This window comes from Streptomyces sp. NPDC025806, assembly GCF_055558275.1.
On record NZ_JBVHMU010000017.1, the window covers coordinates 20,205 to 42,226 of the forward strand.

The window sequence follows — 22,022 nt, forward strand, 5'->3', positions numbered from 1 at the left end:
CAGGGGCTCCGCCCCGGGCCCCGCTCCTCAATCGCCGGAGGGGCTCGATTTTGCTGACCCGCCGCTTGAAGAGGGTCGCCGACGCCCCCGGGGCGCACGGAGTGCGCCTTCAGGGGCGCGGGGAACTGCGCGATCAGCCACGACGCACCCGCACTCGGCGACGATTCCGCAATCCGCAACGGCGGCACCCCCAGGGGCTCCGCCCCGGCCCCCGCTCCTCAATCGCCGGAGGGGCTTGATGTGCCGCATCGCCGCTTCAAGAGGGGGCCTGGCGACGCGCCTGAGGGGCGCGCCTTCGGCGGAGCCCGTGCGTCGGTGCGGCGTCGGGCCAGGAAGCGCCCGTCCTGGGCGTGGGTGCCGGGCCGACGGCCCCCGGAGGGGGCGGGTGGGTGGGAGCAGGGCTCGGCGTATGCGCCTGCCTCGGGTGCTGGGAGGCGCAGCCTTGTTCGGCAGGGCTGGTCCCGGGCGTGGGTGCCGGGCCGACGGCCCCCGGAGGGGGCGGGCGGGTGGGAGCAGGGCTGGGCGGATGGGTTGCGCTCAGGCGCGGGGAGGGGGCAGGCGCACCAGGGGGGAGCTGCATGTCGACACGTCCCCGCGCCCAGGGTGGGGTCGCGCGTCGACACATCCCCGCGCTCATGGCGGGGCGCGCCGTCGGTGGAGGCGTGGGGTGCCGACAGGGTGTCGGTAAGAGCTTGCACGGGAGGGGAGGCGTGGTTAGGGTTACCTAACTACGGGGCTCTGATGAGGTGCGGGAGGCTGTTGTGGCCGGTGCGGAGCAGGACGCACGGGGACCGGAGGCTCAGACCCGGCGAGACGCGGAGCGCCACGTGGGTATGCGGGATCTGCTGGCTTCCTGCGCCGCGGCGCAGGCCGTCTCGACTCCGCCACCGCCACCGGCGAAGGACGCCAGGTCTCAGGGGACGACGACGACCTGACGGCCGATCCCGGCGAACTCCCACATCTTGTCGCCCTGGTCACGGGACGTACGGATGCCACCGGTCTGCTTCGTGGGGTCCGGCTCGGGCGTCGAGCCGTCCACCGCGGCGCTGAACCCGATCGCCACCCCGTTCACCGAGGTGAACCGCACGACGTGCTCGATCTGCTTCCCGTCCGTGCCGAGCACCGACCCGGTCCGCGAGTCGACCGAGTACTTCCCCGGCGCCGGGTCCACCGTGCCCGGCATGACCTCGTACGTGCTCAGCGTCTTGCCGCGCGCGTCCACCAGCCACACCCGGTCGGTGCTCAGCGCGTACACGACCCGCTCGCCCTTGCCGGACGCGGCGGGCAGCGCCTTCGGGTCCTTGGGCTTCGGCTTCTTGGACGCGGTCGCGGCCGGGGTGGCGGACTTGTGGGCGCCGAGGTCGGCCGGGGCGCTCGCCGAGGCCTGGTAGGCGAGGAAGCCGACCACGGCCAGCGCGCCCGCGGTCAGCGCGGTGACGAATCCGGTGCTGCTCCGTGCCACCAGGTGCCTGCCTCTCATGTCCCACGTACGACGCCAGTGACGGCTCTGAGTGACGTTAGCAGCAGGGCGCGGCGGCCCCCGGCCGACAGGAGGACGGACGTGTCCGGGGCTGTGTGGCCGTAGGCTGTTCGCGTGCTGTTGCTCGCTCTGGATACCGCCACCCCCGCCGTCACCGTCGCCCTGCACGACGGGACGTCCGTCGTCGCCGAGTCGGGTCAGGTCGACGCCCGCAGACACGGGGAGCTGCTGCTGCCCGCCGTCGACCGGGTGCTCCGCGAGGCCGGCACCGGCCTCGACGCCGTGACCGGGATCGTCGTGGGCACCGGCCCCGGCCCGTACACGGGCCTGCGCGTGGGCCTGATGACCGCCGACACCTTCGGGCTCGCCCTCGGCGTGCCCGTGCACGGCGTGTGCACGCTCGACGGACTCGCCTACGCGGCCGAGGACGTCGAGGGCCCCTTCGTCGTCGCCACCGACGCGCGGCGCAAGGAGGTCTACTGGGCGCGCTACCAGGACGCCCGCACCCGCCTCACCGGCCCCGCCGTCGACCGGCCCGCCGACCTCGCCGAGGAGGTCGCCGGGCTGCCCGCGGTCGGCGCGGGCGCGCTCCTGTATCCGGACACCTTCGCCGACCCGCGCGGCCCCGAGCACGTGTCGGCCGGGGCGCTCGCCGCGCTCGCCGCCGAGCGTCTCGCGGCCGGCGTGGAGCTGGACGAGCCGAGGCCGCTGTACCTGCGCCGCCCCGACGCCCAGGTCCCCAAGAACTACAAGGTGGTCACCCCGAAGTGACCGGCGCCGAACTGCGCGAGATGCGCTGGTGGGACATCGATCCCGTGCTCGCCCTGGAGAAGGAACTCTTCCCGGACGACGCCTGGTCGCGCGGCATGTTCTGGTCCGAGCTCGCGCACGCGCGCGGCACCGGCGCGACCCGCCGCTACGTCGTCGCGTACGACCGTGACGAGGACGGCACCGAGCGGCTCGTCGGCTACGGCGGCCTCGCCGCCTCCGGGGACCTCGCCGACGTGCAGACCATCGCCGTCTCCCGCGACCACTGGGGCACCGGGCTGGGCGCCCGGCTGCTCACCGAGCTCCTGCGGCACGCCACCGCCTTCGAGGTCGCCGAGGTGATGCTCGAAGTACGCGTCGACAACACGAGGGCGCAGAAGCTCTACGAGCGTTTCGGCTTCGAGCCGATCGGCTTCCGCCGCGGCTACTACCAGCCGGGCAACGTGGACGCCCTCGTGATGCGCCTCACCACCGAGAAAGCGACTGAAGAGAACAACCATGGCTGACGAACCGCTCGTCCTCGGCATCGAGACCTCCTGCGACGAGACCGGCGTCGGCATCGTCCGCGGCACCACCCTGCTCGCCGACGCCGTCGCCTCCAGCGTCGACGAACACGCCCGCTTCGGCGGCGTCGTCCCCGAGGTCGCCTCCCGCGCGCACCTGGAGGCGATGGTCCCCACGATCCAGCGCGCCCTGAAGGACGCGGGCGTCACGGCGAAGGACCTCGACGGCATCTCCGTCACGGCCGGACCCGGCCTCGCGGGCGCCCTGCTGGTCGGCGTCAGCGCCGCCAAGGCGTACGCGTACGCGCTCGGCAAGCCGCTCTACGGGGTCAACCACCTGGCCTCGCACATCTGCGTCGACCAGCTGGAGCACGGCAAGCTGCCCGAGCCGACGATGGCCCTGCTCGTCTCCGGCGGCCACTCCTCGCTGCTGCTCTCCACCGACATCACCGCCGACGTGCGCCCGCTCGGCGCCACGATCGACGACGCGGCCGGCGAGGCCTTCGACAAGATCGCCCGCGTGCTGAACCTGGGCTTCCCGGGCGGCCCCGTCATCGACCGGTACGCGAAGGAGGGCGACCCGGCCGCCATCGCGTTCCCGCGCGGTCTGACCGGACCGCGCGACCCCGCGTACGACTTCTCCTTCTCCGGGCTCAAGACCTCCGTGGCCCGCTGGATCGAGGCCAAGCGGGCGGCCGGCGAGGACGTGCCGGTGCGGGACGTCTCGGCGTCCTTCCAGGAGGCCGTCGTCGACGTGCTGACCCGCAAGGCCGTGCGGGCCTGCAAGGACGAGGGCGTCGACCACCTGATGATCGGCGGCGGCGTCGCGGCCAACTCGCGCCTTCGCGCCCTCGCCGAGGAGCGCTGCGAGCGCGCCGGGATCCGGCTGCGCGTGCCCCGCCCCAAGCTGTGCACGGACAACGGCGCGATGGTCGCGGCCCTCGGCGCCGAGATGGTCGCCCGTAACCGGCAGCCGTCCTCCTGGGACCTGTCGGCGGACTCCTCGCTCCCGGTGACGGAGACCCATGTGCCCGGCCATCACCACCACGACCACGTGCACGAGGTCAGCAAGGAGAACCTGTACTCGTGACCGTCGCGCTGATGTGGGAGGCCCGGGCCGTCGAGGGCCGCGGCGAGGACCTGCTGGCGTGGGCGAAGGGCCAGGTCCTGGAGCGGGAGCCGGAGCGCCGCGAGACGTTCCGCGCCCCGCAGGACCGGGTCCTCGTCATCACGTGGTGGGACGCGGCGTACGACGCCCCGCTGCCCGAGCTGCCCGAGCCGGCGGGCGATCTGGTGACGCGGGCCGTGCACCGGTGGCGGTTCGAAGCCGTCTGACCTGGTGTTCGTTCCCGTGGTTTCGGTGGTTCGGCGGGCGCGGGAAAACTTCTTCGAGAAAAATCGGTGCCGGTGTCGATCGGGGCGTTCCCCGATCGACGTACGGGTGAGAGGCCGGGAACGGCCACCGCGAAACGCACCGAGGAGAACACCATGCCCCGCTACCTGACCATGGTCCGCATCGACGAGAACAACACCCCCGCGGAGGGCATCAGCGAGGGCCTGATGCAGCGCATGGGCGCCCTCATCGAGGAGATGACCAAGGCCGGCGTGCTGCTCGACACGGCCGGACTCATGCCCACCTCGCAGGGCAAGCGCGTGCACTACGAGAACGGGCAGATCACCGTCACGGACGGCCCGTTCACCGAGACCAAGGAGGTCATCGGCGGCTACGCGGTCCTGCAGACCAAGGACGAGGCCGAGTGCCTGGAGTGGACCAAGCGCTTCCTCCAGGTCCACGAGCCGCACTGGACCGTCACCTCCGAGATCCGGGAGATCCAGGAGGGCTGACCCCTCCGCGCTTGGCGGCGCCCCGCCCCGGGGTGTCTGATGTGGCCGTGACCGAGCAGCAGCCCACCACGGCCCGCACCGTCGAGACCGTCTTCCGCATGGAGGCCCCGCGCATCATCGCGGCCGTCACCCGCGTCGTGCGCGACGTCGGCATAGCGGAGGAGCTGGCACAGGACGCGCTGGTGGCCGCGCTCGAACAGTGGCCGGAGGCGGGTGTCCCGGACAACCCGGGAGCCTGGCTCACGGCCACCGCGCGGCACCGCGCCGTCGACCTCGTACGCCGCCGCGAGAACTACGCGCGCAAGCTCCAGGAGGTCGGCCGCGCCACCGAGTTCGCGTACGCGGCGCCCGAGGCCGCCGACCCGGACGACATCGACGACGACCTGCTCCGGCTCGTCTTCATGAGCTGCCACCCGGTGCTCTCCGCCGAGGCCCGCGTCGCCCTCACCCTGCGCCTGCTCGGCGGCCTCACGACCGCCGAGATCGCCCGCGCGGTCCTGGCCCCCGAACCGACGGTCGCCCAGCGCATCGTCCGCGCCAAGCGCACCCTCGCCACCAAGAACGTCGCCTTCGAGGTCCCGTACGGGCCCGAGCGCGCGGCCCGGCTCGGCTCGGTCCTGGAGGTCATCTACCTCATCTTCAACGAGGGGTACGCTGCCACCGCCGGCGACGACCACCTGCGGCCCGGCCTGTGCGAGGACGCCCTGCGCCTGGCCCGTGTCCTGCAGATCCTGATGCCGGACGAGCCCGAAGTGCACGGCCTGGCCGCGCTGTTGGAGCTCCAGTCCTCCCGCGCCGCCGCCCGCACCGCGCCCGACGGCACCCCCGTCCTGCTCAAGGACCAGCGCCGGATGCGCTGGAACCGGCTGCTGATCCGGCGCGGCTTCACCGCCCTCGCGGCATCGCAGGCGGTCGCCACCGGCGCGCCGGGGCCGTACGCGCTCCAGGCCGCGATCGCCGCCTGCCACGCGCGGGCGCACACGTACGAGGAGACGGACTGGCACCAGATCGCCGCGCTCTACGCCCTGCTCGCGGCCCGCACCCCGTCGCCGGTCGTGGAGCTGAACCGCGCGGTGGCCGTCTCGATGGCCGAGGGCCCCGAGGCCGCCCTCGCCCTCGTCGACACCCTCACCGCCGAACCGGCCCTGCGGGACTACCACTTGCTGCCGAGCGTGCGCGGGGATCTGCTGGAGCGCCTGGGGAGGCGGGAGGAGGCGGAAGCCGAGTTCCGCCGCGCGGCGACGCTCACGCAGAACGAGCGGGAACGCGATTTCCTGCTCACCCGGGCGGCATCCGCCCGTTCAAGCTCCGCCCATTCAAGCCCCTCCGGCGATTGAGGAGCGGGGTCCGGGGCGGAGCCCCGCGACCTCAGCGCACGGGGGCGCCCACCAACATCGTCGGGGCCCCGGCGACCCGGGTCAGAAACACGGTCGCGGAGCCCTTCCCGTACGGCTTCGGCATCACCTTCCGCCGCAACTCCTCCGGCTCGACGGCCGACCCCCGCTTCTTGACGGTGAGCACGCCGACCTCCCGCTCCCGCAGCAGCGCCTTCAGCTTCTTCACGTTGAACGGCAGCAGGTCCGTGATCTCGTACGCCGCCGCGTAGCCGGTGTCGTGCAGCTCGTCGGCGGTGACGTACGCGATGGTCTCGTCCAGCAGTCCGCCGCCGACCTCCTCGGCGACCTCGGCGACCAGATGCGCCCGGATGACGGCGCCGTCGGGCTCGTACAAGTACCGCCCCACGGACCGCACTTCGGGGTCCGGCAGCCCGCGCCCGGCGAGCGTGCGCGGGCCCGGGAGCAGCGTGGCCCGCATCCGGCCGGGCTCCGTGCCGAACCACAGCACGGCCTCCTTGACCTCGCCCCCGTCCGAGATCCACTCGGCGTCGGCCTGCGCCGGGATCGCCTCGTGCGGGATGCCCGGGGCGATCTTCAGCGCGGCGTGCGGGGCCTTCAGGGCGGCGGACACGGCCCAGGACAGCGGCGGCGAGTACGCCTCGGGGTCGAAGATCCGGCCGCGCTTGTCGGAGCGCCGGGCCGGGTCGACGAACACGGCGTCGTAGCCGGCGGTGTCCACCTCGGTGACGTCGGCCTCGCGCACCTCGATCAGCTCGGTGAGACCGAGCGCCTCCGCGTTGGCCCGGGCGACGGCGCAGGTCAGCGGGTCCCGATCGACGGCCAGGACCTGGACGCCCGCGCGGGCCAGCGCGATCGCGTCGCCGCCGATACCGCAGCACAGGTCGGCGACCGAGCGGACGCCGAGCGCGGTGAACCCGTCGGCGCGGTGGGCCGCCACGTTCGTCCGGGTCGCCTGCTCGACGCCGTGCGGGGTGAAGAACATGCGGGCCGCGTCCTGCGCCCCGAACTTCGCGACCGCGCGCTGGCGCAGCCGGGCCTGGGTGAGCGCCGCCGAGACGAGGTCGGCGGGGTGGTCGCGGCGCAGCCGGGTGGCGAGCGCGAGCTCCTGGCCCGGGTCGTGGTCGCGCAGTTCGTCGAGGAGGGCCCGGCCCTCGGGGGCGAGGAGGGCGGCGAGGTCGGCGGGGGTGGAGAAGGAGCTCACCCGGACCATTGTGGGCCAGTCGGTGGATGGTGCGTCCCCGGCGGCGGTGTCGGCCCCGGAACGGCGCGGTGGCCTGCGAGGATCCGGCGCCATGCAACTAGTACGACAAAACGAAGAAACCGCCGCGAAGGGGACTCCGAGGAGTGCGGGCCGCCGGGCCGGACCTCACTCCGGACGCCGTACGGGCCGCCGCGCCGCGGTACGCGGCACGGCCGCGGCACTCATCGCCGCCGCCCTCGCCTCGGGCTGCGCCGCGGGCTCCGAGGACCGGGGCGACACGGGCGCGGCCCGCGGCGCGCAGGGAGCCCAGGGCGCCCAGGGGCACGCCGAACGGCCCGCGGAGAATCACGCCGGGAAACAGGCCGGAGAGCACGCGGAGAAGCACGCGGGGAAGCAGGCCGGGGAGCACGCGGAGAATCACGCCGGGAAGCAGGCGGGCGAGCACGCCGAGAAGCCCACCAAGGAGCACGCCCAGAAGCCCGCCGCAGAGCACGCCGGGAAGCCCGCCGGGAAGAAGGCCGAGAAACCCGCCGAGAAGCCCGCAGGGAAGAAGGCCGAGGAACCGGCCGAGAAGCCCGCCGGGAAGAAGGCGCAGAAGCCCGTCCGGCCCGCGCAGGGCGCCCCGCAGGCCCTCGCCGCACTCCCGGCGGGCATGCCGCGCGGCGTCCTGCGCTCGGCGCCGCAGGGCCTGGGCGCGGCGGCCCCCGGAGCCCGCACGGACTACGCGGCCCGCCAGCGCGTGGCGCAGACCGCGCGGCTCGTCCTCGCCCGGCAGTGGGGCCTCGCCGAGGCGCCGCTCGTCGCACCCGCCCCGCCCGCGCACAAGCCCGTCATCGAGCCGCGCAAGGGATTCGAGGTCGAGGACCAGGAGGAACTGGGCCTGCCCCCGGTCTTCACGACGATCCCCACCAAGGACAAGGTCGTCTTCCTCACCATCGACGACGGGGCCGAGAAGGACCCGAGGTTTCTCAAGATGATGAGCGAGCTGCGGATCCCGTACACGGCCTTCCTCACGAACGACGAGATCGAGGACGACTACGGCTACTTCAGGAAGGCCCAGCGGCTCGGCGCCTCCCTGAACAACCACACGCTGACCCACCCGTACCTGCCGGGCCTGTCCTACGCGCGGCAGAAGCACGAGATCTGCGGCATGCAGCGGGTGATGGAGAAGGAGTACGGCGAGCGGCCCACGATGATGCGCCCGCCGTTCGGCAACTACAACCGGGACACCCTCAGGGCCGCCAAGGCGTGCGGGATCAAGTACGCGCCGATCTGGAACGCCGAGGTCTTCGTCGACCGTATGGACTACCGGGAGTGGGACAGGAACATCCATCCGGGGGACATCATCCTCACGCATTTCCGCGGACGGGACGAGTGGAAGGGCACCATGCCCGACATGGTCCGTAAATTCCTGAAGTACGTCACCGACAAGGGCTACGCGGTCGCCCGCCTGGAGGACTACCTGTGACACGTCCAGGGGTGGGGGCGGCGGTACGGCGGTGCGGCGCGCGGCTGATCGGCTGCGCGCTCGCCGCCGCGCTGCTCACCGGGTGCGCGCAGTCCGTGGATCCGATCGAGCGGATGGGCCGCAAGGCCGCGCAGAAGGTCCGCAGCCATCCGCACCGGGCGGCGGCGCGCGCCCCCGGTGCGGCGGGCCCGGCGCGGGACGACCGCGCCGGGCCGGCCGCGCACCGCCGCTGGGGGCTCGCCGAGCCGCTGGACCCGCCGCCCGCGCCGCCGCCCCGCCCGGTGCTGCCGCGCCGGGCGCCGGGCGCGGTACCGCCGGTGATCGAGCGCGTCCCCACCCGGGACAAGGTGGTCTTCCTGACCTTCGACGGCGGCGTGGAACGCGACCCGCGCTTCCCGCAACTGGTCCGCGACCTGCATCTGCCGGTCTCCGTCTTCCTCGACGGCACCGGCGCGGGCCCGGGCCGGGGCCCGTACGGCACGCTGCGCGCGCTCGGCGCCGGCGTCCAGAACCGCACCCTGACCCACCCGTACCTGCCCGGCCTCGGCTACGTCCGCCAGCACGCCGAGATCTGCGGGCAGCAGCGCCGGCTCGCGGGCCGCTTCGGCCGGACCCCGCGCCTGCTGCGACCGCCGTCCGGCGAGTACGACGCCAGCACGCTGAGGGCGGCGGGCGCCTGCGGCATCGACGCGATCGTCCTCGGCCGCGACCCGTCCCGCACGGACCGCCTCCGCCCCGGCGACATCATCCTCCCGCCGTCCACCAGGTCCCTGGCCCCGTCGACGGCCACCCTCCTGCGCCACATCCAGCAACAAGGCTTCACGGTCGCCAAACTGGAGGACTACATCTGAGCAGCGGACCAGGAATGAGGGCAAAGCCCGAAGGGCAAGCCCTCAGGGGCGCGGGGAACTGCGCGACCAGCCACGGCGAAACCAGCACCCGGCAACGCACCAAAACCCCTACGGCGCCCCCCCCGGATCGGCGAAGCCGCCCCGAAAACCCGACACAGCGCCGCAGGCATTTGGCACTCCGCTTGACCGAGTGCTAATCGCGGTCATAGTCTCGGCCCTGGCACTCACCACTGGAGAGTGCCAACACAGCGACGGGCAGGTCCGGCACCCGCGACGACGGATCCACCTGGTCGCCACCTCAGACAGTTAACCCCGTGAGATCTCCGAAGGGGGAGGTCGGATCGTGACGACCGCCAGCTCCAAGGTTGCCATCAAGCCGCTCGAGGACCGCATTGTGGTCCAGCCGCTCGACGCCGAGCAGACCACGGCCTCTGGCCTGGTCATCCCGGACACCGCGAAGGAGAAGCCCCAGGAGGGCGCCGTCCTCGCCGTGGGCCCGGGCCGCTTCGAGAACGGCGAGCGCCTGCCGCTCGACGTGAAGGTCGGCGACGTCGTGCTGTACAGCAAGTACGGCGGCACCGAGGTCAAGTACAACGGTGACGAGTACCTCGTCCTCTCGGCCCGCGACGTTCTCGCGATCGTCGAGAAGTAAGTCGAGAAGCAGCACCTTTGTTTCGAATCTGCGCCCCTGGCACCCGCATCGTAAGAAGCCGGGGTCGGGGGCGCGGTTCGTTTTTCACCACCCAGCAGCACCCCTAGCTTTCCGAGAGGGCTGAACCGCTCCCATGGCGAAGATCCTGAAGTTCGACGAGGACGCCCGTCGCGCCCTCGAGCGCGGCGTCAACAAGCTTGCCGACACGGTCAAGGTGACGATCGGCCCCAAGGGCCGCAACGTCGTCATCGACAAGAAGTTCGGCGCCCCCACCATCACCAACGACGGTGTGACCATCGCCCGCGAGGTCGAGGTCGAGGACCCGTACGAGAACCTCGGCGCCCAGCTGGTGAAGGAGGTGGCGACCAAGACCAACGACATCGCGGGTGACGGTACGACCACCGCCACCGTGCTGGCCCAGGCTCTGGTCAAGGAAGGCCTGCGCAACGTCGCCGCCGGCGCTTCCCCGGCCGCCCTGAAGAAGGGCATCGACGCCGCGGTCAAGGCCGTGTCCGAGGACCTCCTCGCGACCGCCCGCCCGATCGACTCGAAGTCCGACATCGCCGCTGTCGCCGGTCTGTCCGCCCAGGACAGCCAGGTCGGCGAGCTCATCGCCGAGGCGATGGACAAGGTCGGCAAGGACGGTGTCATCACCGTCGAGGAGTCCAACACCTTCGGTCTGGAGCTGGACTTCACCGAGGGCATGGCCTTCGACAAGGGCTACCTGTCCCCGTACTTCGTCACCGACCAGGAGCGTATGGAGGCCGTCCTCGACGACCCGTACATCCTGATCCACCAGGGCAAGATCGGGTCCATCCAGGACCTGCTCCCGCTCCTGGAGAAGGTCATCCAGGCCGGTGGCTCCAAGCCGCTCCTGATCATCGCCGAGGACGTCGAGGGCGAGGCCCTGTCGACCCTGGTCGTGAACAAGATCCGCGGCACGTTCAACGCCGTCGCCGTGAAGGCCCCCGGCTTCGGTGACCGCCGCAAGGCGATGCTCCAGGACATGGCCACCCTCACCGGTGCCACCGTCATCGCCGAGGAGGTCGGCCTCAAGCTCGACCAGGCCGGTCTGGACGTGCTGGGCTCCGCCCGCCGCGTGACCGTCACCAAGGACGACACCACCATCGTCGACGGTGGCGGCAAGTCCGAGGACGTCGTCGGCCGCGTCAACCAGATCAAGTCCGAGATCGAGAACACGGACTCCGACTGGGACCGCGAGAAGCTGCAGGAGCGCCTGGCGAAGCTCGCCGGTGGCGTGTGCGTCATCAAGGTCGGCGCCGCGACCGAGGTCGAGCTCAAGGAGAAGAAGCACCGTCTGGAGGACGCCATCTCCGCGACCCGCGCCGCGGTCGAGGAGGGCATCGTCTCCGGTGGTGGCTCCGCGCTCGTCCACGCCGTGAAGGTCCTCGAGGGCAACCTCGACAAGACCGGCGACGAGGCCACGGGTGTCGCGGTCGTCCGCCGCGCCGCCGTCGAGCCGCTGCGCTGGATCGCGGAGAACGCGGGCCTCGAGGGCTACGTCATCGTCTCCAAGGTCGCCGAGCTCGAGAAGGGCTCCGGCTACAACGCCGCGACCGGCGAGTACGGCGACCTGGTCAAGGCCGGCGTCATCGACCCGGTCAAGGTCACCCGCTCCGCTCTGGAGAACGCGGCCTCCATCGCCTCCCTGCTCCTGACGACCGAGACCCTGGTCGTCGAGAAGCCGGCCGAGGAAGAGGCCGAGGCGGGCCACGGCCACAGCCACGGCCACGCCCACTGACCCTCCCAGGTCTCACGAGGCCCGGTTCCCCGAAGCAGTTCGGGGGGCCGGGCCTCGGCATGTCCGGCGTGTCCGGCGCACTAGCCTGGTGACATGACCTCGCGTCCGTCCCCTCGCCTCGCCGCGATCGTGGACGCGCTGCCGCTCACTCCGGGCCTACGGGTCCTGGAGATCGGCTGCGGTCCCGGCGTGGCCGCCCGCGCCGTCGCGGACCGGCTCGACACCGGGTTCGTCCTGGCGATCGACCGCTCCGCCACCGCCGTCGAGCAGGCCCGCCGCGCCGGGGCGGCGCAGATCGCCGCCGGGCGCCTCGGGGTCCGGCAGGCCGCCGCGGAGGACTTCGTCCTGCTGGACGGCGAGGCACCGTACGAACTCGTCTTCGCCGTGCGCGTCGGCGCCCTCGACGGCCGTCACCCGGAGGCGGGCCGCCGGGCCCTCGCCCGGATCGCCGCGGCCACCACCCCCACGGCCCGCCTCTTCATCGACGGCGGCGATCCCCTGCGCGAGCTGCCCCTCCTGCCTGACTACTGAGGCCCGTACTTGCGCCCCGTCCGCGAGGTGAGGCCGCCGAGCAGCGGGCGCGGGGTCACCTTCACGACGCCCATCAGCGCCTTGTAGCGGGGGTCGGGGATCGAGAGGGTCTTGCCGCGGGAGAGGTCGGACAGGGCCGCCGGGACCAGCTTGTCCGCGTCGAGCCACATCCACTTCGGGATGTTGTCCGTGCCCATGCCGGCCCGCTCGTGGAACTCCGTCCGCACGAAGCCGGGGCACAGCGCCATCAGGCGGACGCCGCTGCCGGCCAGGTCCTTCGCCGCGCCCTGCGTGAACTGCACGACCCACGCCTTGGACGCCCCGTACGTGCCGCGCGGTACGAACGCCGCGACCGACGCCACGTTGATCACGCCGCCCCGCCCGCGCTCCCGCATCGACTCGGTCGCCGCCGAGGTCAGCCGCAGCACCGCCTCGATGTGCACCTTCAGCATCGTCAGCTCGTCGGCCATCGGGACGTCGAGGTAACGGCCCTTGTTGCCGAACCCCGCGTTGTTGACGAGGAGGTCGACGGGGGAGCGGCGGTCCCGCAGCCGCTCCTCGACCGCCGCGATGCCCTCGTCCGTCGACAGGTCCGCGGAGAGGACCTCGGCCTCGATGCCGTGCCCGTCGTGCAGTTCGGTGGCCTGCTCCCGGAGCCGCTTCGTGTCGCGCGCGACGAGGACCAGATTGTGGCCGTCGGCGGCCAGGCGCCTGGCGAACGCGGCGCCGATGCCCGCGGTGGATCCGGTGATCAGTGCCGTAGTCATGGGGCAAGCGTAGTGAGCGATCAGTGCCCCGCGTGCCCGCCGCCCTGCGGCGTACCGGCCCGGCCGCCCCGGTCGACGACCACGAACTGGCCCATCATTCCGCCGTCCTCGTGGTACAGCAGATGGCAGTGGTACATGAACGGCGTGTCGGGGTCGGCGAATTGGGGCCCGCCGTCGAAGCGCAGCGCCAGCTTCACCGTCGTCCCGCTCGGGACCAGGACCGTGTCCTTGCGGCCGCGCAGCGCGGCGGGCGGCGGCGCGCCGTTCACCTCCACGACCCTGAACTGCACGTCGTGGACATGGAAGTTGTGCGGCATGCCGTTGTCGTTGCGCACCGTCCAGACCTCGGTCGTCCCCCGGGTCACCGTCGCGTCCACCCGGTCCGCCTTCATCGCCCGCCCGTTGATCCCGCTCATCTCCAGGCCGAAGAACCGGGAGCGCACCGCGTCCGCGGGGTCCGGCAGCTCGGTCTCGGCGAGCCGCGGTGGGACGGCGGGGGAGGGGCGCAGCCGGTCCGCGGCCCGCAGTTGCAGTACGTCGAACGAGTCGTCGCCGCCCCCGAACCGCTTCTGCCACGCGTCCCCGTACCCGGAGCTCAGCGGGAAGCCGCGCAGCACCGCCCGCTCTCCGGCCCGCATCCGCACCACGACCTCGGCCCGTTCACCGGGTGACAGCCGTACGCGCTTCAGGGTCGCGGGCCGTTCGAGGAGCCCGCCGTCCGTGCCGACGAGCGCGACGTCCCGCCCGTCGGAGAAGCCGAAGTCGTAGGTGCGCGCGGTCGACGCGTTGAGGAGGCGGAGCCGCACGCGTGCGTCGCGGACCGTCCGGTACGGGTCCAGGGTGCCGTTGACCATGGTGCGGTCGCCGAGGAAGCCGATGTTCCGCATCAGTGCGTGGCCGTGGTCGAAGCGGTCCCCGTCGAACTTCACGTCCTGCACCACGACCGGCAGGTCGTCGACCCCGTACCGCTTCGGCAGCGCGAGCCGCTCGCTGTTCTCGTCGTCGAGCAGGAACATTCCGGCGAGCCCGCGCTGCACGTGCCGTTCGGTCTTCCCGTGCGGATGCGGGTGGTACCAGAGGGTGGCCGCGGGCTGGTCGATCCGCCAGTTCGGGGACCAGCGGGCGCCGGGCTCGATCATCTGGTGCGGGCCGCCGTCCATCCGGGCGGGCAGGTGCATGCCGTGCCAGTGGACGGTGGAGGCCTCGTCGAGGGAGTTGCGGACGCGGACCTCGACCCGTTCGCCGCGCTTCGCGCGCAGCGTGGGGCCCAGGTAGCTCCCGTTGAAACCCCAGGTGGGTGTCGTGCGGCCGGGGCGGAACTCGGTCTCGCCCGCCTGCATCCGCAGGTCGAAGACGCGCCGCCCGGTCCTCCGGTCGACGTGCGACTTCGCGAGCGGAGGGATCGCCAGTTCGTTCGTGAACGTCGTCCGGCCGGCCGTCGTCACCTTCGCGTCGGCCCACAGCCACCACACCCCCGCGCCGAGCGCGAGGGCGAGGACGGCGACGAGGGAGCCGAGGACGACGAGGACACGGCGCAGTCGGCGCCTGCCGGGAGACTTCCGGTCGGTGTGGGCCATGTGCCGAGCGTCCCGCCGGGGCCGGTACCGGCACATCGGGGACGGCCCCGGAGCCGACCCCGATCCCCGCCCTCACCCCCGGTGGGGTTCTCCCTTAAGAGGCGCCCCGGCTCAAGAGGCGTCCCCCGAGCCGTACTTGGCCACGTACTCCCGCGCCGCCCGCGCGGTGCCGGGGCTCAGCGCGTCCCCGGCCGCCAACACCCGGGGCAGCAGCGCCCGTTCGACCGTCACCGCGCGGAACTGGAAGGCCACCGTCACCTCGTGCTCCGGCCGGTGCACGACCTCGATCGCGTCCCCGGCCCGGATCTCACCCGGCTCGATCACCCGCAGGTACGCCCCCGGCGCCCCCTCCTGCGTGAACCGTTTGACCCAGCCCTGCTCGCCCAGGTGCCCCTGGAACGTGCGGCACGGGATGCGGCCCGAGGCCACTTCGAGGAGCAGGTCGGGGCCGACCTGCCAGCGCTCGCCGATCAGGGCGCCCGACACGTCGACGCCCTCCGTCGTGAGGTTCTCGCCGAAGCAGCCGCTCGGCAGCGTCCGCCCCAGGGTCCGCTCCCAGCCGTCCAGGTCCTCGCGCGCGAACGCGTACACGGCCTGGTGGTCGCCGCCGTGATAGCGCAGGTCGCACACCGCGTCCCCGGCCAGGCCGCTCCCGCCGACGCCGCGCTCACCGGGCGCCGCCACCCGGACGGGGCCCTCGACGGGCCGCTTGTCGATCCCGGTCACGCCCTCGGCCTGATCGGTGTACTCCACGGCCTCGGGACGGCCCAGATTGAGAGACAGAAGCTTCATGAGAACGCACGCTACGGGACCACGATCCAAAGCCGCCACGCATTAATCGGTGTCAACCCCAAGCTCCGCTTATGCTTGAGGCATGATCGAGGCTCGTCATCTCCGTGTCCTGCGCGCCGTCGCCGCCACCGGCTCCTTCTCCGCCGCGGCCCGTGAACTGGGCTGCACCCAGCCCGCGGTCAGCCAGCAGATGAAGGCCCTGGAGTCCTCGGCCGGCACCCCCCTGCTCATCCGCACCGGCCGTGAGATGCGCCTGACCCAGGCCGGCGAGGCCCTCGTACGGCACGCGGCGGGCATCCTCGCGGGGCTCACCGCCGCCGAGGAGGAGGTCGCCGCGATCGCGGGCCTGCGCGCGGGCCGGGTCCGGCTCGTCTCCTTCCCCAGCGGCAGCTCGACGCTCGTCCCGACCGCGCTGGCCGCTCTGCGCGCCGAGCACCCCGGCACGCGCGTGTCGCTGGTCGAGGCCGAACCGCCGCGCTCGGTCGAGATGCTGCGCGAGGGCGACTGCGACGTGGCGCTCGCTTTCCGGTACGAGGGGCGGCGCGAAGCGCCTCAGGAGAAGGGTGGTGGTGGGAGACGGGAGGGCGAGGGGGCGCAGGCCAAGGAGGAGTGGGACGACCTCGTCGTGCGCCCGCTGCTCGCCGACCGGCTCGTGGGCCTGGTGCCGGAGGCGCACCCGCTGGCCGGCGCGGGCTCGGTGACCATCGACGCGTTCGCCGAGGAGCCCTGGATCGCGGGCTGTCCCCGCTGCCGCCGCCAGCTGGTGGAGGTGTGCCGGAGTGCGGGCTTCACGCCGCGCATCGACTTCGCGACGGACGACTATCCGGCCGTGGTCGGACTCGTCGGCGCCGGCCTCGGTGTGGCGGTCCTGCCCGAACTGGCCATCGAGTCTGTTCGGCCCAAGGGTGCACGCACAGTGACGGTGGAGCCGCCCGTGCAGCGCGAGATCGTCGCGCTCACCCTGCCGGATCTGGCCCAGGTGCCGGCTGTCGCGGCGACGCTCGACCATCTGGAGCGGGCTGCCACGCGCTGATCCGCCGGCGCGCGGAACACGCCGCGGGCCTGGGCGCGCCGCAGCGCGCCCAGGCCCGTCCGGTGTGCAAAAACGTTCCTTCAGCGGTCCTTCGATGACCCCTCAGTGACCGGCCGGAGTGGCCGCAGGGCGCCCCACACCCCCCGCCGACGCCGTGACGAGCCGGTTGCGCGCCCGTCCCATGAGTTCTTCGCGTTCGTCCTCGGTCAAGCCGCCCCACACGCCGTACGGCTCACGCACCTGTAGCGCGTGAGCTGCGCACTCTGCACGTACGGGGCACCTCATGCACACCTCTTTGGCCGAGTTCTCACGGGCGCTGCGCGCCGCCCCCCGCTCGCCCTCCGGGTGAAAGAAGAGCGAGCTGTCGACCCCGCGGCAGGCCGCGAGGAGCTGCCAGTCCCACAGATCTGCGTTCGGTCCGGGAAGGCGGGAGAAATCTGCCATTGCGTTGTCCCCTTGTAGCCGTTGTGACGCGGATACGGTGCCCATGACCGTACATCTACTGTCTAAGGAGATGAAAATATGACTCATTGAGAATCTAGCTACAGACACCAGCGGATGGGAAGAAAAGCGGCCGAATGGGGCATAGGTTGTGGGGAAACCTTGTGAGTACGCCGCGCTGCCCTTGCCGTGTGCGGCCCCTCACGTAGAGTGCCGAACCAGGCCGTCCGACCCGTAACTCTTTCGGGTGACCGTCGTTGAGAGTGCAGAGGCGGTTGCAGCACCGAGGGGTTCGGGCAGATGTCCGGATCGCTCGGAGAGGGTCGACCGCACAGGTGACGATTTCGTACCAGCCTGGAGGCTCAAGGTGACGCGCATCAGCTGCGGAGGACGGTCATGACATCCGTCCTCGTCTGCGACGACTCCCCGCTTGCCCGAGAGGCGCTCCGCCGCGCGGTCGCGACCGTGCCCGGTGTAGAGCGCGTGACGACCGCGGCCAACGGCGAGGAAGTCCTCCGCCGCTGGGGCGCCGACCGCTCGGACCTGATTCTGATGGACGTACGCATGCCCGGTCTGGGCGGCGTCGAGACGGTCCGGCGGCTGCTGTCCGCCGACCCCGGTGCGCGCATCATCATGCTCACCGTGGCCGAGGACCTGGACGGCGTGGCCCTCGCGGTCGCCGCCGGTGCCCGTGGATACCTGCACAAGGACGCCTCGCGCGCCGAGCTGCGGGCCACGGTGACGCAGGCGCTCGCCGACCCGACGTGGCGGCTCGCCCCGCGCCGGCTGCGGTCCGCCGAGATGGGCGCCGCGCCGACGCTCACCGCGCGCGAGATCCAGGTGCTCGAGGGGATGAGCCACGGGCGGTCCAACGCGGAGATCGGGCGTGAGCTCTTCCTCTCCGAGGACACCGTGAAGACGCACGCCCGGCGCCTGTTCAAGAAGCTCGGCGCGTCCGACCGGGCGCACGCGGTCGCTCTCGGGTTCCGGTGGGGGCTCGTTCGATAACGCCCGACGTTCGGGGTGGTGGTCGTTCTCGCGCGACTGGCCCGCCGTCGTGGCTGGTCGCGCCCCGCGGCGGAGCCGCTGATGAATGCGGCCCCGCGCCCCCTCAGGCGCACTTCGTGCGCCCTGGGGACGCTCGGCGTGGGCGTCGCTGCCTCGTTTCGCGTCGGATGCCGCATCCTTGATGTGTGGAGTTCCTCGGGGACGACGAGTCGGGCGAACAGGGTCAGCGAGAGGGGAGGGCGCAGGAGATGAGTTCCGGCGCACCTGTCCATGACGCTTCTGTCCATAACGCTTCGGTGCACAACCAGGGGCGCGGTGCCGCGGACCGCGCCTCGGCAGGGCACCATGGATCGATGCGCGACGACGAGACAGTGACCCCTCAGGGGGGCATCGGCACACTCGTCGGCCGCGCCGTCGACGGCGACGAGCAGGCCACGCACGATCTGCTCGCGCACGTCCATCCCCTGGCCATCCGCTACTGCCGTACGCGGCTGTCGCGGCTCCCGGGGGACGCGCGGCACTTCGTGGAGGACCTCGCACAGGAGGTCTGCGTCGCGGTGCTTCTCGCCCTGCCGCGCTACAAGGACACCGGTCGGCCCTTCGAGGCCTTCGTCTTCGCCATCGCCGCGCACAAGGTCGCCGACCTGCAGCGCGCGGCCATGCGCGGGCCCGGGTCCACGGCCGTGCCCTCCGACGAGATGCCCGAGCGGCCCGACGACTCGCTCGGCCCGGAGGAGCGCGCGCTGCTCAGCAGTGACGCCGCATGGGCGAAGAAACTCCTCGCGAACCTCCCGGAGAACCAGCGGGAGCTGCTCCTGCTGCGTATCGCCGTCGGGCTCACCGCGGAGGAGACCGGGCAGATGTTGGGCATGTCACCCGGCGCCGTCCGGGTCGCCCAGCATCGCGCGCTCAGCCGCCTGCGGGCCCTGGCGGAGCAGTGATCCGGCCGTAGCGGCCAGGTGGTGCACGACCCCCGCACGACCCCGGTGGCAGACGTGTGAACGTACAAAGTCTGCTGATGATCTTGCTCGTGGAATGAGACGGGTCTTGTTCCCGTTAGCATGGACATCCGCACCGATCAAGGCCATTTGGGGAAGGTGTCATGACTGCAAACGTCGACGGAGTGCCCGCTAAATTCGCGACACTCGGGCTGACCTACGACGACGTGCTGCTGCTGCCGGGCTCGTCGGACATGGCGCCCGACGACATCGACACTTCCTCGCACGTGTCCAAGAACGTCAAGGTGAACATCCCGCTGCTGTCCGCGGCGATGGACAAGGTCACCGAGTCCCGCATGGCGATCGCCATGGCGCGGCAGGGCGGCGTCGGCGTGCTGCACCGCAACCTGTCCATCCAGGACCAGGCGAACCAGGTGGACCTGGTCAAGCGCTCCGAGTCCGGCATGGTCACCGACCCGATCACGGTGCACCCGGACGCGACGCTCGGCGAGGCCGACGCGATCTGTGCCAAGTTCCGGATCTCCGGCGTCCCGGTCACCGACCCGGCGGGCAAGCTGCTCGGCATCGTCACCAACCGCGACATGGCCTTCGAGTCCGACCGCACCCGTCAGGTGCGCGAGGTCATGACGCCGATGCCGCTCGTGACCGGCAAGGTCGGAATCTCCGGCGTCGACGCCATGGAGCTGCTGCGCCGCCACAAGATCGAGAAGCTTCCGCTGGTCGACGACGCGGGCGTCCTCAAGGGCCTCATCACCGTCAAGGACTTCGTCAAGGCGGAGAAGTACCCGAACGCGGCGAAGGACTCCGAGGGCCGGCTGCTCGTCGGTGCCGCCGTCGGTGTCGCGGGTGACTCCTTCGAGCGCGCGCAGGCCCTGATCGAGGCGGGCGTCGACTTCATCGTCGTCGACACCGCGCACGGCCACTCCCGCCTCGTCGGCGACATGGTCGCGAAGATCAAGTCCAACCACGCGGGCGTCGACGTCATCGGCGGCAACATCGCGACGCGTGACGGCGCCCAGGCGCTCATCGACGCGGGCGTGGACGGCATCAAGGTCGGCGTCGGCCCCGGCTCCATCTGCACCACCCGCGTGGTCGCCGGCATCGGCGTCCCGCAGGTCACCGCGATCTACGAGGCCTCGCTCGCCGCGAAGGCGGCCGGTGTCCCGGTCATCGGTGACGGCGGCCTGCAGTACTCGGGCGACATCGCCAAGGCGCTCGTCGCCGGCGCCGACACGGTGATGCTCGGCTCGCTGCTCGCGGGCTGCGAGGAGTCGCCGGGCGAGCTGCTGTTCATCAACGGCAAGCAGTTCAAGTCGTACCGCGGCATGGGTTCGCTGGGCGCCATGCAGACGCGCGGTGAGCGCAAGTCGTTCTCCAAGGACCGCTACTTCCAGGAGGGCGTCGCCTCCGACGACGCGCTGATCCCCGAGGGCATCGAGGGCCAGGTGCCCTACCGCGGCCCGCTGGCCTCGGTGGTCCACCAGCTCACCGGCGGACTGCGCCAGTCGATGTTCTACGTCGGCGGCCGCACCGTGCCGGACCTGCAGGCCAACGGCAAGTTCGTCCGCATCACGTCGGCGGGTCTCAAGGAGAGCCACCCGCACGACATCCAGATGACGGTCGAGGCGCCGAACTACAGCCGCAAGTAGCCGTACGCCCATGAGGGGCGGTCCCGGACACTCCGGGGCCGCCCCTCACGCGCGTGTCGGGGATACTGGTACGCGCAGACCAAGAGGGAAAGGCCCCACAACGTGACTGAGATCGAGATCGGGCGCGGCAAGCGCGGCCGCCGCGCGTACGCCTTCGACGACATCGCCGTCGTGCCGAGCCGGCGCACCCGCGACCCGAAGGAGGTCTCGATCGCCTGGCAGATCGACGCCTACCGCTTCGAGCTGCCGTTCCTCGCGGCGCCCATGGACTCCGTCGTCTCGCCCGCCACCGCGATCCGCATCGGTGAGCTCGGTGGCCTCGGCGTGCTGAACCTCGAGGGTCTGTGGACCCGGTACGAGGACCCGCAGCCGCTGCTCGACGAGATCACGGAGCTGGACCCGGAGACCGCCACGCGCCGCCTCCAGGAGATCTACTCGGCCCCGATCCAGGCCGACCTGATCAAGCAGCGCATCAAGGAGGTGCGCGACTCCGGTGTCGTCACCGCCGCCGCGCTCTCCCCGCAGCGCACCGCCGAGTTCTCCAAGGCCGTGGTGGACGCGGGCGTCGACCTGTTCATCATCCGCGGCACGACGGTCTCCGCCGAGCACGTCTCCGGTGCCGCCGAGCCGCTGAACCTGAAGCAGTTCATCTACGAGCTGGACGTGCCGGTCATCGTCGGCGGCTGCGCCACGTACACGGCCGCGCTGCACCTGATGCGGACCGGCGCGGCCGGTGTCCTCGTCGGCTTCGGCGGCGGCGCCGCGCACACCACGCGCAACGTGCTGGGCATCCAGGTCCCGATGGCGACCGCGGTGGCCGACGTCGCCGCCGCGCGCCGCGACTACATGGACGAGTCCGGTGGCCGCTACGTGCACGTCATCGCCGACGGCGGCGTGGGCTGGTCCGGTGACCTGCCCAAGGCCATCGCCTGCGGCGCCGACGCCGTGATGATGGGCTCGCCGCTCGCCCGCGCGACGGACGCGCCGGGCCGCGGTCACCACTGGGGCATGGAGGCCGTCCACGAGGACGTGCCGCGCGGCAAGAAGGTCGACCTCGGCACGGTCGGCACGACGGAGGAGGTCCTCACGGGCCCGTCGCACCGCCCGGACGGCTCGATGAACTTCTTCGGTGCCCTCAAGCGCGCGATGGCCACGACCGGCTACAGCGAGCTCAAGGAGTTCCAGCGGGTCGAGGTCACGGTGGCTGACTCCCAGCACCGTCGCTGACGCTGTGTCGTAGCCGGATATGAGTGGGGGCCCCCCCCCAAGGGGGGGGCCCCCCCCGAATGTGGGTGCGGGGCGTTAACGCGGGCCGGGGGGGGGCTGGCCGGCCCCGCCCGCCCGGCGGCCGCCCAGAAAACGGGGGTCAGGGCGGGG

Annotated in this window: 22 protein-coding genes; 16 read left to right on the top strand and 6 right to left on the bottom strand. The window is 72.1% G+C overall.

Annotated features, from left to right (window positions below):
- Window positions 1–913: 913 nt before the first annotated feature.
- Complete coding sequence (locus ACZ4E1_RS31290) at window positions 914–1,462, bottom strand: hypothetical protein (protein ID WP_467545845.1); 549 nt, start codon at window positions 1,460–1,462, stop codon at window positions 914–916.
- Between the two features lie 132 nt (window positions 1,463–1,594).
- Between ACZ4E1_RS31290 and tsaB the strand changes: the two genes are divergently transcribed.
- The 6 genes from tsaB (at window position 1,595) to ACZ4E1_RS31320 (ending at window position 5,933) form a co-directional block, all read left to right on the top strand.
- Window positions 1,595–2,251, top strand: coding sequence for a tRNA (adenosine(37)-N6)-threonylcarbamoyltransferase complex dimerization subunit type 1 TsaB (gene tsaB, locus ACZ4E1_RS31295; RefSeq protein WP_467545847.1), 657 nt, complete (start codon window positions 1,595–1,597; stop codon window positions 2,249–2,251).
- 20 nt (window positions 2,252–2,271) lie between these two features.
- Window positions 2,272–2,754: a ribosomal protein S18-alanine N-acetyltransferase gene (gene rimI / locus ACZ4E1_RS31300; RefSeq protein WP_467546058.1), complete on the top strand. Its 483-nt coding sequence runs from the start codon at window positions 2,272–2,274 to the stop codon at window positions 2,752–2,754.
- Entirely contained in the window at window positions 2,747–3,841 is a 1,095-nt protein-coding gene (tsaD, locus tag ACZ4E1_RS31305; RefSeq protein WP_467545849.1) for a tRNA (adenosine(37)-N6)-threonylcarbamoyltransferase complex transferase subunit TsaD, read from the top strand. The genes rimI and tsaD overlap by 8 nt, the downstream gene beginning before the upstream one ends.
- A complete protein-coding gene (locus tag ACZ4E1_RS31310) occupies window positions 3,838–4,086 on the top strand; it encodes a hypothetical protein (RefSeq protein ID WP_467545851.1) in 249 nt (82 codons plus the stop codon). The genes tsaD and ACZ4E1_RS31310 overlap by 4 nt, the downstream gene beginning before the upstream one ends.
- A gap of 153 nt (window positions 4,087–4,239) precedes the next feature.
- A complete protein-coding gene (locus tag ACZ4E1_RS31315) occupies window positions 4,240–4,596 on the top strand; it encodes a YciI family protein (protein ID WP_467545852.1) in 357 nt (118 codons plus the stop codon).
- 98 nt (window positions 4,597–4,694) lie between these two features.
- Window positions 4,695–5,933: an RNA polymerase sigma factor gene (locus ACZ4E1_RS31320; RefSeq protein ID WP_467546060.1), complete on the top strand. Its 1,239-nt coding sequence runs from the start codon at window positions 4,695–4,697 to the stop codon at window positions 5,931–5,933.
- A gap of 31 nt (window positions 5,934–5,964) precedes the next feature.
- On the opposite strand, the gene ACZ4E1_RS31325 is transcribed toward ACZ4E1_RS31320, so the two are convergent.
- Window positions 5,965–7,164: a THUMP-like domain-containing protein gene (locus tag ACZ4E1_RS31325; protein WP_467545855.1), complete on the bottom strand. Its 1,200-nt coding sequence runs from the start codon at window positions 7,162–7,164 to the stop codon at window positions 5,965–5,967.
- Window positions 7,165–7,807: 643 nt separating this feature from the next.
- Between ACZ4E1_RS31325 and ACZ4E1_RS31330 the strand changes: the two genes are divergently transcribed.
- From ACZ4E1_RS31330 to ACZ4E1_RS31350, 5 genes are all read left to right on the top strand, one after another.
- Complete coding sequence (locus ACZ4E1_RS31330; RefSeq protein WP_467546062.1) at window positions 7,808–8,623, top strand: polysaccharide deacetylase family protein; 816 nt, start codon at window positions 7,808–7,810, stop codon at window positions 8,621–8,623.
- Complete coding sequence (locus tag ACZ4E1_RS31335; protein ID WP_467545857.1) at window positions 8,620–9,474, top strand: polysaccharide deacetylase family protein; 855 nt, start codon at window positions 8,620–8,622, stop codon at window positions 9,472–9,474. The genes ACZ4E1_RS31330 and ACZ4E1_RS31335 overlap by 4 nt, the downstream gene beginning before the upstream one ends.
- A 343-nt stretch (window positions 9,475–9,817) precedes the next feature.
- Window positions 9,818–10,126 carry a co-chaperone GroES gene (groES, locus tag ACZ4E1_RS31340; RefSeq protein ID WP_006347174.1) on the top strand — a complete coding sequence of 103 codons (309 nt, stop codon included), beginning with the start codon at window positions 9,818–9,820 and terminating at the stop codon, window positions 10,124–10,126.
- A gap of 133 nt (window positions 10,127–10,259) precedes the next feature.
- Entirely contained in the window at window positions 10,260–11,888 is a 1,629-nt protein-coding gene (gene groL / locus ACZ4E1_RS31345) for a chaperonin GroEL (RefSeq protein WP_467545859.1), read from the top strand.
- Window positions 11,889–11,981: 93 nt separating this feature from the next.
- Window positions 11,982–12,419, top strand: a complete 438-nt coding sequence (locus tag ACZ4E1_RS31350; protein ID WP_467545861.1) for an SAM-dependent methyltransferase — start codon at window positions 11,982–11,984, stop codon at window positions 12,417–12,419.
- On the opposite strand, the gene ACZ4E1_RS31355 is transcribed toward ACZ4E1_RS31350, so the two are convergent.
- From ACZ4E1_RS31355 to ACZ4E1_RS31365, 3 genes are all read right to left on the bottom strand, one after another.
- On the bottom strand, window positions 12,413–13,186 hold the full coding sequence (locus ACZ4E1_RS31355; protein WP_467545863.1) for an SDR family NAD(P)-dependent oxidoreductase: 774 nt from the start codon (window positions 13,184–13,186) through the stop codon (window positions 12,413–12,415). The two genes, ACZ4E1_RS31350 and ACZ4E1_RS31355, sit on opposite strands and share 7 nt — an antisense overlap.
- 20 nt (window positions 13,187–13,206) lie before the next feature.
- Window positions 13,207–14,763, bottom strand: a complete 1,557-nt coding sequence (locus ACZ4E1_RS31360; RefSeq protein ID WP_467545865.1) for a multicopper oxidase family protein — start codon at window positions 14,761–14,763, stop codon at window positions 13,207–13,209.
- A gap of 111 nt (window positions 14,764–14,874) precedes the next feature.
- Window positions 14,875–15,555: an MOSC domain-containing protein gene (locus ACZ4E1_RS31365; RefSeq protein ID WP_467545867.1), complete on the bottom strand. Its 681-nt coding sequence runs from the start codon at window positions 15,553–15,555 to the stop codon at window positions 14,875–14,877.
- 82 nt (window positions 15,556–15,637) lie between these two features.
- Here ACZ4E1_RS31365 and ACZ4E1_RS31370 point away from each other — a divergent pair, with 82 nt between their 5' ends.
- Window positions 15,638–16,588, top strand: coding sequence for a LysR family transcriptional regulator (locus ACZ4E1_RS31370; protein WP_467545869.1), 951 nt, complete (start codon window positions 15,638–15,640; stop codon window positions 16,586–16,588).
- A 102-nt stretch (window positions 16,589–16,690) separates the two neighbouring features.
- Here ACZ4E1_RS31370 and ACZ4E1_RS31375 read toward each other — a convergent pair whose 3' ends face one another.
- Window positions 16,691–17,032 (bottom strand): WhiB family transcriptional regulator, encoded by a 342-nt coding sequence (locus ACZ4E1_RS31375; RefSeq protein ID WP_467545870.1) that lies wholly within the window; start codon window positions 17,030–17,032, stop codon window positions 16,691–16,693.
- A gap of 393 nt (window positions 17,033–17,425) precedes the next feature.
- On the opposite strand from ACZ4E1_RS31375, the gene ACZ4E1_RS31380 reads away from it, so the two are divergent.
- The 4 genes from ACZ4E1_RS31380 to ACZ4E1_RS31395 all read left to right on the top strand — a co-directional run bounded on the left by ACZ4E1_RS31380 (window position 17,426) and on the right by ACZ4E1_RS31395 (window position 21,872).
- Window positions 17,426–18,037 carry a response regulator transcription factor gene (locus ACZ4E1_RS31380; protein WP_003948568.1) on the top strand — a complete coding sequence of 204 codons (612 nt, stop codon included), beginning with the start codon at window positions 17,426–17,428 and terminating at the stop codon, window positions 18,035–18,037.
- Window positions 18,038–18,390: 353 nt separating this feature from the next.
- Window positions 18,391–18,978 (top strand): sigma-70 family RNA polymerase sigma factor, encoded by a 588-nt coding sequence (locus ACZ4E1_RS31385; protein ID WP_188337338.1) that lies wholly within the window; start codon window positions 18,391–18,393, stop codon window positions 18,976–18,978.
- A 161-nt stretch (window positions 18,979–19,139) separates the two neighbouring features.
- Window positions 19,140–20,645: an IMP dehydrogenase gene (gene guaB, locus ACZ4E1_RS31390; protein WP_467545872.1), complete on the top strand. Its 1,506-nt coding sequence runs from the start codon at window positions 19,140–19,142 to the stop codon at window positions 20,643–20,645.
- A 102-nt stretch (window positions 20,646–20,747) separates the two neighbouring features.
- On the top strand, window positions 20,748–21,872 hold the full coding sequence (locus ACZ4E1_RS31395) for a GuaB3 family IMP dehydrogenase-related protein (RefSeq protein WP_399129153.1): 1,125 nt from the start codon (window positions 20,748–20,750) through the stop codon (window positions 21,870–21,872).
- Window positions 21,873–22,022: the final 150 nt, after the last annotated feature.